The following is a 12,223-nucleotide window of genomic DNA, read 5'->3' as shown; positions in this document are numbered from 1 at the left end:
CAAGCAAACAATTTCATAAAAACGCGCGGCTCAAACACCCGGCTCAGCCATGCTCGTGGATGACGTCCAGAAAGGCGGCGGCGTAGCGGTCCAGCTTGCGGCTGCCCACGCCGGGCAGGCGGGCGAAGGCGTCGGGCGTCAGTGGGCGTTGATGGACCATCTCCAACAGGGTGCTGTCGTGGAAGATGACGTAGGGCGGCACCCCCTGCTCCTTGGCCAAGCCGGTGCGGCAATCGCGCAGGGCGTGCCACAGGGCGTCGTCCGTCGCCGACAGGCTGGTGCGGGTTCCGCTCGACGACGAACCACCGCCACCGCCCGCCCCGCCCCGCCCGGTTTGGCGGCGCAAGGCGTCGTGGACGCCGCGACGGCGCTCCTGAACCGGATCCTTGCGCAGGCTGACCGACCGTTGCCCCTTGATGACCGCCACCCCGGCGTCGGTCAGGCGGAAGCCGCCATAACCTTCCAGATCGACAGTCAGAAAGCCGTTGGCCACCAACTGCCGGTACACCGATTGCCATTCGGTCTTGGCCAGATCCTTGCCGACGCCGAAGGTCTTCAGCGCGTCGTGCGCCTGCTGGATCACCTTTTCGGTGGCGTTCCCCAGCAACACGTCGATCAGATGCCCGGCGCCATAGCGCTGGCCGGTGCGGTAGACCGCCGACAGCGCCTTTTGCGCGGCGATGGTGCCGTCCCAGCTCGCCACCGGGTCCAGGCAGGTGTCGCAATTGCCGCAAGGCTCGGCCATCGTCTCGTTGAAATAATTCAGCAAGACCTGACGGCGGCAGCCCGACGTTTCGCAATAGCCCAGCAACGCCTCCAGCTTGCCGCGCTCCACCCGGCGGTGGCTGTCGCCCGCCTCCGATTGCTCCAGCATCTGGCGCAGCATCACCACGTCGGCCATGCCATAGGACATCCAGGCGTTGGCGGGCAGACCGTCGCGCCCGGCGCGCCCGGTTTCCTGGTAATAGGCCTCCAGGCTTTTCGGCGGGTCGAGATGGCAGACGAAACGGACGTTCGGCTTGTCGATGCCCATGCCGAAGGCCACCGTCGCCACCATGACGATGCCCTCGCTTTTGATGAAGCGGTCCTGGTTGGCCTCGCGCACGGAGGCGGGAAGACCGGCGTGGTAGGGCAGCGCCTCGCGCCCCTGGGCGTTCAGCCAGGCCGCCGTGTCCTCGACCTTCGCGCGCGACATGCAATAGACGATGCCCGCGTCCTCGCCATGATTCTCGTTGAGGAAGGCCAGCATCTGCTGACGCTCGCTCTTCTTCGGCACGACGCGGTAGGTGATGTTGGGGCGGTCGAAGCTGGACAGGAAGACCCGCGCCTCCGTCAGCCCCAGCTTTTCCTTGATCTCGTTGCGGGTCTGCACGTCGGCGGTGGCGGTCAGCGCGATGCGCGGCACATCCGGGTGGCGTTCGTGCAGAATCGACAGTTGCAGATATTCCGGGCGGAAATCATGCCCCCATTGCGACACGCAATGGGCCTCGTCCAACGCGAACAGCGCCAGCTTGGTGCGATCGAGCAACTCCAGGAAACGCGGCGTCACCAGCCGTTCCGGGGCGACATAGACAAGGTCGATGTCGCCGCGCGCCATGTCGCGTTCGACCTCGCGCGCTTCCGCCGCGCCCAGGGAGGAGTTGAGGAAGGCGGCGCGCACGCCCAGCTCGCGCATCGCCGTGACCTGGTCGCGCATCAGGGCGATCAGCGGCGAGACGACCACGGTCACGCCGTCGCGCACCAGCGCCGGAATTTGGTAGCACAGCGATTTGCCGCCGCCGGTCGGCATCAGCACCAGCGCGTCGCCGCCGCGCACGACATGATCGATGATGTCGGCCTGCTGCCCCCGGAAAGAGGCGTAGCCGAAAACCGTGCGCAGCGCGTTCAGCGCCGCGTCAGGGCCGTCGCCGGAGTCGCGACCAGAAAAGGAAAACAACGAATCCACGCCGATGCGGTTCAAAAGTGGGGGCCGGAACCCGGCCTTCGGATCAGGCCCCATGATGTCGCACAGATTGCCCCAACGGCAAAGCCGCAATCACGACTCGGGCGAGCGGGCCGCGCGGCGAACCGCCGCCAACTCCACACATGCGTGTGAAAATGTGGAAAGTTTTCTTGTCTGCCGTGTAAAGTGAAAACGGCGGATGGAATGGGCCATCCGCCGTTTCAGAAGGAGGAAAAAAGGCATGAAGAAGATGCCCTTCTCCCTGGTGCTCCAGTGGCGGCGTTGGCGGATCGAAATCCGCGTGACCCGCCGCTAAGCATCAGGAGCGGGCCGGTGGGTGCGCCAACACCCATCGGCCTCCTCCCATCACTATAGCGCCGTCGCCGTCCTTTTTCAACGCAAGGTCTACAGCGCAAGGTCTACAGAAGATCCCGCAGCATGGCGACCAGCGGCACGTCGGCGGGCGGCATCGGGTAGTCGCCCATCCGGTTGGGACGGACCCAGGCCAGACGCTGCCCCTCCTGCGCGACGACGTCGCCCTCCCACACCCGGCAGACATAGAGCGGCATCAGCAGATGAAAGCTTTCGTAGCTGTGCGAGGCGAAGGTGAAGGGGGCCAGACAGCTCGCCGCCGTGTCGATCCCCAACTCCTCCTTCAACTCGCGCACCAGGGCGGCTTCCGGGGTTTCGCCCGCGTCCACCTTGCCGCCGGGAAACTCCCACAGCCCCGCCAGCGATTTGCCGGGCGGGCGTTGGGCCAGCAGCACGCGGCCATCGGCGTCCACCAGGGCAACCGCGACGACGAACAAGGTCGGCAGGCTGCCGCGCGGCGGCGTGGAGGCGGGATCGAAACAGGCGGTCATCGCGCGACTCCGATGACGGTCAGCTCCGGTAGCTGCCGTTGATGTCGATGTAGCCGTGGGTCAGATCGCAGGTCCACACCTTGGCGGTTCCGCGCCCCAGGCCAAGGTCGATGTGGACGTCGATCTCCTTGCCCTTCATGTGGGCGGCGACCGGGGTTTCGTCATAGCCGGGGACTTCCATCCCTTCGGCGCAGATCAGCGTGCCGCCGACGGTGATCTTGATGAGATCGCGGTCGGCGCGCTCGCCCGCCCGCCCGATGGCGGCGACGATGCGGCCCCAATTGGCGTCCTCGCCAGCGACGGCGGTCTTGACCAGGGGGGAATTGGCGACGGTCAGCGCGATGCGCTTGGCCGCCGCGTCGCTGTCGGCCCCGTCCACCGTGATGGCGACGAATTTGGTCGCCCCCTCGCCGTCGCGGACGATCTGCAAGGCCAGATCAAGCAACAGATCTTCCAGCGCAGCGCGGAAATCGGCCAGTTCGGCGGCGGCGGCGCTGGACACCGGGGCGTTGCCCGCCTTGCCGGTGGCGAACAGCAGCAGCGTGTCGCTGGTCGAGGTGTCGCCGTCCACCGTGATGGCGTTGAAGGTGCGCTCGGTGAATTCCGACAGCATGTCCTGCAAGGCGCTGGACGCGATGGCGGCGTCGGTGAAGACGAAGCCCAGCATCGTCGCCATGTCCGGGGCGATCATGCCCGACCCCTTGGCGAAACCGGCGATCGTCACCGGCGTGCCGCCGATGGTCACGCTGCGGACAGCGCCCTTGGGGAAGGTGTCGGTGGTCATGATGGCGCGGGCGGCCTTTTCCCACGCCGCCGAATCCGCCGCGAGCGTCGGGACCATGGCGGGCAGGGATTTGCCGATGGCGTCGGCGGCCAGCGGAATGCCGATCACGCCGGTCGACGCGATGTAAACCTCGTCGGGCGCGCAGCCCGCGATCTCGGCGGCGGCCTGGACGGTCGCCTGAACGGTGGCGTCGCCCGCCTTGCCGGTGAAGGCGTTGGCGTTGCCCGCGTTGACCACGACGGCGCGGGCCGACCCCTTGGGCAGGCTGTCGCGGCACCAGATCACCGGAGCCGAGCAGGTCAGCGAACGGGTCAGCACCCCGGCCACGGCGGTGTCGGGATCCAGCACGGCCAGCAGCAAATCGTCGCGGCCCTTGTATCGGATGCCGCTGTTCGCCGTGGCGATGCGCACGCCCGCGATGGGGGGCAGCGTCGGAAAGCTGGCGGGAGCCAAGGGAGAGAGCGTCGTGGCCATGGGGGGATTCCCGTGCGGGGGGTGGGTTTTGTGCAGCGCGAACGCGGAGTGGGGTTTTGCCCCCACCCCAACCCTCCCCCGCTGACGCGGGAGAGGGGGCCTTGCGGATCAGCGACGCCCCCCTCCCCTGCGAAAGCGGGGGAGGGGGTGGGGGCAAGCGTCGCGACGGCTGGCGGAAGAACCGATCAGTTCTTCTTCGGCTCGTCCGCCTTCGGGGCGGCGGCGGGGACTTCCTTGGGCATCGGCGAGCCGTCGATCTGGAAGGTCTCGACCTTGGCGGCGGCGCGCAGCTCTTCCACCAGGGCGGTCACGATGTCCTTCGACAGGGTCTGTTCAAGCTGCGGCTTGACCTCGTCCAGCGTCGGGGCGGGCTGGGTGCGCTTGTCTTCGACCTTGATGATGTGGAAGCCGAACTGGGTCTTCACCGGCTCCTTGCTCACCTCGCCCTTCGCCATGGCGAAGGCGGCGACGGCGAACGGCTCGACCATCGCGTCCTTGGTGAAGTAACCCAGATCGCCGCCCTGCTGAGCCGCGACCGAATCCTTCGACTTTTCCTTGGCCAGCTTGGCGAAATCGCCGCCCTTGGCCAGTTCGGCGATGATGGCCTTGGCTTCGTCTTCCTTTTCGACCAGGATGTGGGCGGCCTTGACCTCGTCCTGCGGCGGGTTCTGCTTCAGATAGGCCTGATAGGCGTCATCCAGCGCCTTGGGCGTGATGCGGGTCTTCATCTCGCTTTGGATGAAGGCGCGCTGCACGGCGCGCTCCTCGGCCCGCTTGATCTCGTCCTTGACCTCGGCGCTGTCGGCCAGCTTGGCCTTGTAGCCCGCCGACGCCACCAGCTTGCCGCTGACCAACTGGTCGATGACCGCCGGATAGATCATCTCGATGGGCATCTGCTGCACCTGCGGCGGCAGTTGCGCGACCATCCGGGTGACGTCGGAGCGGTGCAGTTCCTCACCATTCACGCGCGCGACGACCGGGTCGGCGGCGGGGGTCGGGGCGGACGTCTGCGCGTGCGCGCTCAGCGCGACGCCGCAAACGGCCATCGACAGAAGAGCGGTGCGGAACACTCGATTCACCATGGCGACTCATTTCCTTCCGGCGGGTGTGGGGCGAAGCGTGACTCGCGGCGCCAGAGCCACCCGCCGCTCCGCGCCCGATTTCGTGTGGATTAAGCATGGGTTGCGCGTGCCGGGCAAGGCCCCCATCAATCCGTCACACAACTGGGCGCCCGCGCGCGGCAATACCAGCCCCGCCGCCGCTTTCGCCGCGCTTTTGCGGCGGCTCGGCGGCCCGGTCTCGTTGACAGCGCCCCGCCATAGCCCTATGTGAGACCCGTCGATAGGCTGGCCCACACTCCGTTTTACTTCCGAGGTTTTCATGTTCGGCGCTCTCGCCCGCAAGATTTTCGGCACCGCCAACACGCGCGCGGTCAAGGCGCTGCACAAAACCGTCCAGCAGATCAACGGTTTGGAGCCGTCGGTCGCGGCGCTGTCGGATGAGGCGCTGAAGGCGCGCACCGATTGGCTGCGCGAACGGCTGGCCAAGGGCGAGTCGCTGGACGACATCCTGCCCGACGCCTTCGCCACCGTGCGCGAGGCGGCCAAGCGCGTTCTGGGCCAGCGGCATTTCGACGTGCAGCTTCTCGGCGGCATGGTGCTGCACCAGGGCAAGATTTCGGAAATGCGGACGGGCGAAGGCAAGACCTTGGTCGCCACGCTGGCCGTCTATCTGAACGCGCTGGAGGGCAAGGGCGTCCACGTCGTCACCGTCAACGATTATCTGGCCCGCCGCGACAGCGGGTGGATGAGCCGGGTCTACGGCTTCCTCGGCCTGACCACCGGCTGCATCGTGCCCGGCCTGGACGACGACGAACGCCGCGCCGCCTACGCCGCCGACATCACCTATGGCACGAACAACGAGTTCGGCTTCGACTATCTGCGCGACAACATGAAGTTCCGCCTGGAGGAAATGGTCCAGCGGACGTTCAATTACGCCATCGTCGACGAGGTCGACTCGATCCTGATCGACGAGGCGCGCACCCCGCTCATCATCTCCGGCCCGTCGACCGACGCGGGCGAGATGTATCTCCAGGTGGATCGCCTGATCCCGCTGCTGACCCCCGAGGATTTCGAGAAGGACGAGAAGCACCGCTCCGTCAGCTTCTCCGAAATCGGGCAGGAGCATATGGAAAAGCTGCTGGCGGACGCTGGTTTGCTGAAGACCGGCGGGCTGTACGACATCCAGAACGTCGCTCTGGTCCATCACGCCCAACAGGCCCTGCGCGCCCACACGCTGTTCCAGCGCGACAAGGATTACATCGTCAAGGATGACAAGGTCATCATCATCGACGAGTTCACCGGGCGCATGATGGACGGTCGCCGCTTCTCCGAAGGGCTGCATCAGGCGCTGGAAGCCAAAGAGCGGGTGACGATCCAGCGCGAGAATCAGACTCTCGCCTCGATCACCTTCCAGAATTACTTCCGCATCTACCCCAAGCTGGCGGGCATGACCGGCACCGCGATGACCGAGGCCGCCGAGTTCGGCGAAATCTATGGTCTGGAAGTGGTGGACATCCCGACCAACGTGGCGGTCAAGCGCATCGACCATGACGACGAGGTCTATCGCACCGGCGCCGAAAAATACCACGCGATGATCGATTTGATCGAGGAGGCGCGCAAGCGCGGCCAGCCGGTTCTGGTCGGCACCACCTCCATCGAAAAATCGGAATTGCTGGCCGATCTGCTGACCAAGCGCGGCATCCCGCACAATGTGCTGAACGCCCGCCACCACGAGCAGGAGGCCTACATCGTCGCCCAGGCCGGACGCCCCGGCGCGGTGACGGTCGCCACCAACATGGCCGGTCGCGGCACCGACATCCAGTTGGGCGGCAACCTTCAGATGCGGATCGAAGTCGAGCTGTCCGACCTCCCGGAAGGCCCGGAGCGCGACGCCCGCGTCAAACAGATCGAGGCGGAAATCGCCGAATCGCGCGAGGTGGTGAAGGCCGCTGGCGGCCTCTACGTCATCGGCACCGAACGCCACGAAAGCCGCCGCATCGACAACCAGCTCCGTGGCCGGTCGGGCCGTCAGGGCGATCCCGGCACGTCGAAATTCTTCCTGTCGCTGGAAGACGACCTGATGCGCATCTTCGGGTCGGAGCGGATGGACGGCATGCTGCAACGCCTGGGCCTGAAGGAAGGCGAGGCGATCATCCATCCCTGGATCAACAAGGCGTTGGAGAAGGCCCAGCAAAAGGTCGAAGCGCACCATTTCGAGGTCCGCAAGAACCTGCTGAAGTTCGACAACGTCATGAACGACCAGCGCAAGGTCGTCTATGAACAGCGCCGCGAGGTGATGGACAGCGAGGACATCGCGGAAGAGATCCGCGAGATGCGCCACCAGATCATCGCCAACGTCGTCGCCACCGCGATCCCCGCCAACAGCTATTCCGAACAGTGGGACATCGATTCGCTGCATGAATCGGCCAACCGCCTGTTGGGCATGGATCTGCCGGTCCATGACTGGGCCAAGGAAGAGGGCATCGCCGAGCCGGAGATCGAGGAGCGCGTCCGCAACGCCGCCGACGAGAAATACGCGGCCAAGGAAGAGGCCTATGGCGCCGAGACCATGCGCCATGTGGAAAAGAGCCTGCTGCTCCAGATCCTCGATCAGGAATGGAAGGATCACCTGCTCCAGCTCGACCATCTCCGCCAGGGCATTTCCTTGCGCGCCTATGCGCAGAAGGATCCGCTGAACGAGTACAAGCGCGAGGCGTTCGAGCTGTTCGACACCATGCTGATGAACCTGCGCGAACAGGTCACGTCGGTGCTGATGCATGTCGAAATCCGCATGGCCCCGTCGGAGGAGGAACTCTTCGCCCGCCGCATGCAGGAGATGCAGGAGAGCCGCATGGATCCGGCGTTGACCATGGCCGGGGGCGACGGCGCCGTCATCCCGGAAGACCAGCCGCTGCCGGACGAGGTGATGGCCAACACCCCGCGCAACGCCAATTGCCCCTGCGGGTCGGGCAAGAAGTTCAAGCATTGCCACGGGCGTCTGGCGTAACCGGGTCTTTCCGAACGCAGGACCAGAATCACGAGAAACGGGCGGGCCATCGGCTCGCCCGTTTCTCGTTGATGCCGCAGCGCAAAAGACCATGCGGCACGCCGTCGCGGCCCGAGGATTCACGAATTTTGAACGCGAACGGGTGTAGTCTGATCGTGGTTCCCAAGGCGACGCCACAGGCGGCAGAGCCTGTGCGCGCCGTCCGTTCGGAGGGTTCCGATCATGGCCGCCCACACCCCGATTCATCCAACACCCAGTCGCCCGATCCCTCATCATCCAACCTCGGCGCCTCCGGCGCGTGCGCGCGCGGCCTCGCCGTCCGTCCAGCACGGACCGCACACTCCCCATCTGATCGCCACGGTTCTGATCGTCCTGTTGACGCTGGCCGGGTTGGCTTACGCGGGTTCCTTCGCCTTCAGCCATGTGTTTGAAAGCCGCCGCGTCGCCGCGCAAATGGGGCCGAAGGCCCGGCTGGCCCCCCTGCCCGCCCTGGACATCGCGCTGGGCGGCGCGCGCGCCATCGACGTGCAGGTGTCGCTGGTGCTGGCCCCCAAGGTGAAGGCCGACGCCGTTCTGCGCTATCAGGACCGCATCGCCGACCGGCTGTTTGAAAGCGTGGGCCGGGTCGAGGCCGAGCGGCTGACCGCGCCCGGATCGGCGCAATTGCTGAAGGACGCGGTCAAGGACGCGGTGCGGCGCGAGGCCGGGGCCGGGCTGATCCGCGACGTCTACATAGAACGCATGGTCGTCCGGTGAGGGACGCAGGGCTTGCCCCACCGAAAGATCTTGGTTTGTGCGACGCAATAGACTATCAAGTGCGTCTTGATCGCTGGAGGCTCGCGCGTCTCTTGAGCGAGACGCGCTTTGATTTCGCAGGGCGCCCACCCCATTGTAAGGGGTTTGGGCGGTTCATGCTTCGGATAGACGCCTCTCCCTCTCGACCTCCTCCCGGCGAAACCGCCGGCTTCTCCCACGCTCGCCATTCGGGCGCGTGTGGGCGTGCCGTCTTGTCTTGAGAAGGTTGACTGCATTGTCGTTTGCTGAACTCGGTCTGCACCCGCTCGTCCTGAAGGCCCTTGAGGCTTTTGAATACACCGTCGCGACCCCGGTCCAGGCCGCCGCGATTCCCCCGGCGATCGCTGGCCGCGACATTCTCGCCACCGCCGAAACCGGCACCGGCAAGACCGCCGCCTTCATGCTGCCCGCCCTGACCCGCATCGCCGAACTGCCGCGTTTGGGCGTCGCCGCCCCGCGCGTTCTGGTGCTGGCCCCCACCCGCGAACTGGCCAAGCAGGTCACGGACGCCGCCCGCAAATACGCGAAGTTCATGAAGCTGAACATCGTGGACGTGGTCGGCGGCATGCCCTACCGCGAGCAGCTTCGCCTGCTGTCGCGTCCGGTGGACGTCGTCGTCGCCACGCCGGGCCGTCTGATCGACCATGTGTCGCGCCGCCGCATCGACCTGGAAGCGGTCGAGGTTCTGATCCTCGACGAGGCCGACCGCATGCTGGACATGGGCTTCCACGACGACGTGGAAACCATCGCCAAATGCTGCCCGCCGACCCGCCAGACCATGCTGTTCACCGCGACGCTCGACCGCCGCATGACCGGCCTGGCCAACAACCTGCTGCGCAACCCGGAACGGGTCGCCGTGGAAACAGAAGCGACGTCGATCAACGTCGAACAGCGTCTGCACCACGCCGACGATCTCGACCACAAGCGCAAGATGCTCCAGCATTTCGCCGCCCAGCCCGAGGTCGGCAAGGCGATCATCTTCGCCGCGACCAAGCGCGACGCCGATTCGTTGGCTGAAGAGCTGGCGGACGCCGGTCACGCCGCCGCCGCCCTGCACGGCGACATGGACCAGGGCAAGCGCAACCGCACGCTCCAGCGTCTGCGCACCGGGCAGATCCGTCTGCTGGTGGCGACCGACGTCGCCGCGCGCGGCATCGACGTGCGCGACATCACCCACGTCATCAACTTCGACCTGCCGCGTTCGGCGGAAGATTACGTTCACCGCATCGGTCGCACGGGTCGTGCGGGCGCTTCGGGCATCGCGATCTCCTTCGCGGGCCGCGCCGACCGTGAGACCCTGTTCCGCATCGAGCGTTACACCAACGCCACGCTGGCGGTGCATGTGATCCCCGGTCTGGAGCCGCAGCGCCCGTTCAGCGCCGGTGGCCGTCCGCCCAGCCGCAACGCCCGTCCCAGCGGCGGTCCGAAGCCCTGGCAGCGCGGCGCCAACGACAAGTCCGCCGCCCAAGGCCCGCGCGGCCCGCGTTCGGAGCATGGCCGTTCGGATCGTCCTGACCATGGTCACGCCCGCCCGGATCACAGCCACGCCCGCCGCGAGTCCCATGGCAACGGCGGCAAGCCGGTGGCCCGCGCCAAGGCTTGGTAAGAACAAGCAGGATCGCCGGATCGCTCTGATCCGGCGCGACTGATCGGATGACGGGGCGGTTCTCTCACGAGGACCGCCCCGTTTTCGTGTCGACCCTATCGCCCCAACCCGTCCAACAGTCGCTTCGCCGTTTCAAAGCATTGCAGGCGGAGTTCCGGCACCGCGACCATTTCCCAGAAAGGGGCTTTGCTGACCGGCCCCAAGGCGACGATCCGCGCGGATGCGACGCCGTCCGCGCCAATCAAGGCGCCCGTCGCGGTGACGTCCAACCCCAGACGCAACGCATCGGGCCGCGCCAGCCCCTGATCGAGCAGGGAGCGCACCAGCGGGTGCCGCACCCGATCATAGTCGCAATTCGTGCCGATGGCGTTGATGACGACGTCGCCCTGCAAGGTCGCTCGCCGCGCCCCGCCGCGCCCCAGAACTGACAATTCCAGCCCGTCTCCCGTGGCGGCGAGATCGGTCAAACGCCCGGCCTGCACGGTCAATTGACCGCTGGCGCGCGCCGCGTCGATCCGATCGGCGACGGCGGGGGCCATACGGTGGCGGTGGATGTCCCAAAAGGGCCGGGCATGGCGCAGAAAGCGGCGGCGCTCGTCCAGCGGCAGCCCCGCCCACAGACGGTGGTGATAGGGGCGCAGCGCGTCGAAGGCCGAACGCCAGCCGTCCCCGGCCTCGTCCGCCCGCCGCGCCGCCGCCCGCAAGGCGATCAGCACGTCCAAAACCGTTCGCGGCATCCGGTCCGGGTGGAGAAAGGCGTCGATGGGTCGCGTTTCGGCGTGCCGGTGCGGCAAGAAGCCCCGGCGCGACAGGGTGGTGATCGCGCCGCGATGACCCTGGTTGAGCAGCAGCAGCGCGATGTCCACCATGGTCAGGCCGGCGCCGAGGATGACCACCCGCGCGTCGCGGTCAATCGCCGCCACCGCTTCATTGTCCCAAGGGTCGCCGAGGAAGCGGTCGCTCGCCAGAACCTGTTTCGCCGAGACCGAGGTCAGCGCGGGCGGCAGGGGCGGGAAGTTGCCGATGCACAGGGCCACCGAATCCGCCGTCAGATCGGGGCCATCGGCCAAACGCAGGCGCGCCGCGCCTCCGTCGGTCGGCGCCAAACCCACCACCTCGCCCCGCCGCTCGATCAAGCGGGCGTAAGGCGGCGCGACGGCCCGCGCCTGGGCCAGAACATCTTGAATGTAAGCCCCATAATCCGCGCGGGTGGCGAAGGATTGTCCGCGTTGCGGCGTCGCCTCCCCCCGCTCCGCGCCGACAGCCAGCGCAGAAAATGCCCCGCGTCGTCGGGAAAGGCGCTCATGTTCTGCGCCCGCACGTTCAGCAGATGCGCGTTGTTCCGGGTGGCGTAGGCGACGCCGACGCCGCGACGGTCCCGCGCCTCGATCAGATGAATCGCCAGCGGGCGTTGGGCGGCGCGCAACAGATGGGCGGCCAACAGACAACCGCTGAACCCGCCGCCAACGATGGCGATGGTCTGTTCAGGCGGGACGTCGGCGGAACGACAGGGCGCTGGGCTGGACATGGCGGTTTTCCACCTTTTGAGGTCAGGGGCGCGGGCGTCGGAGCGGCAAGACGGCGCCGTCGCCACGTTTATTCTCCTTATATCTATTATTTTAATAGAGATAAATGGTGAAGCAAGATCATTCACCATCCCCACCACCGCCACCGTGATCGGACGGTCGCCT

General features: G+C 66.6%; 7 protein-coding genes and 1 pseudogene. 3 read left to right on the top strand and 5 right to left on the bottom strand.

What is annotated here, in order from left to right; all coding sequences use genetic code 11:
• Nucleotides 1-43: 43 nt before the first annotated feature.
• The 4 genes from recQ to ACODS4_RS09005 all read right to left on the bottom strand — a co-directional run bounded on the left by recQ (nt 44) and on the right by ACODS4_RS09005 (nt 5,145).
• Nucleotides 44-1,945, bottom strand: a complete 1,902-nt coding sequence (recQ, locus tag ACODS4_RS09020) for a DNA helicase RecQ (RefSeq protein WP_488862819.1) — start codon at nt 1,943-1,945, stop codon at nt 44-46.
• A 416-nt stretch (nt 1,946-2,361) separates the two neighbouring features.
• Complete coding sequence (locus tag ACODS4_RS09015) at nt 2,362-2,805, bottom strand: (deoxy)nucleoside triphosphate pyrophosphohydrolase (protein ID WP_488862817.1); 444 nt, start codon at nt 2,803-2,805, stop codon at nt 2,362-2,364.
• A gap of 19 nt (nt 2,806-2,824) precedes the next feature.
• Entirely contained in the window at nt 2,825-4,063 is a 1,239-nt protein-coding gene (gene argJ / locus ACODS4_RS09010) for a bifunctional glutamate N-acetyltransferase/amino-acid acetyltransferase ArgJ (RefSeq protein WP_488862816.1), read from the bottom strand.
• Nucleotides 4,064-4,248: 185 nt separating this feature from the next.
• The gene (locus ACODS4_RS09005; protein ID WP_488862814.1) at nt 4,249-5,145 is read right to left on the bottom strand and encodes a peptidylprolyl isomerase; all 897 of its coding nucleotides are present in this window, start codon (nt 5,143-5,145) and stop codon (nt 4,249-4,251) included.
• A 298-nt stretch (nt 5,146-5,443) separates the two neighbouring features.
• Between ACODS4_RS09005 and secA the strand changes: the two genes are divergently transcribed.
• From secA to ACODS4_RS08990, 3 genes are all read left to right on the top strand, one after another.
• Nucleotides 5,444-8,131, top strand: coding sequence for a preprotein translocase subunit SecA (gene secA / locus ACODS4_RS09000; protein WP_488862812.1), 2,688 nt, complete (start codon nt 5,444-5,446; stop codon nt 8,129-8,131).
• A 222-nt stretch (nt 8,132-8,353) separates the two neighbouring features.
• Complete coding sequence (locus ACODS4_RS08995) at nt 8,354-8,887, top strand: flagellar basal body-associated FliL family protein (RefSeq protein WP_488862810.1); 534 nt, start codon at nt 8,354-8,356, stop codon at nt 8,885-8,887.
• Nucleotides 8,888-9,161: 274 nt separating this feature from the next.
• Entirely contained in the window at nt 9,162-10,532 is a 1,371-nt protein-coding gene (locus ACODS4_RS08990) for a DEAD/DEAH box helicase (protein ID WP_488862808.1), read from the top strand.
• A 95-nt stretch (nt 10,533-10,627) separates the two neighbouring features.
• Here the strand turns inward: ACODS4_RS08990 and ACODS4_RS08985 are convergent.
• Nucleotides 10,628-12,060: pseudogene (locus tag ACODS4_RS08985) on the bottom strand (FAD/NAD(P)-binding protein).
• Nucleotides 12,061-12,223 lie beyond the last annotated feature (163 nt).

The organism is Azospirillum sp. FG154, from assembly GCF_057809575.1.
This window is presented reverse-complemented; position numbering and strand designations above follow the sequence as displayed.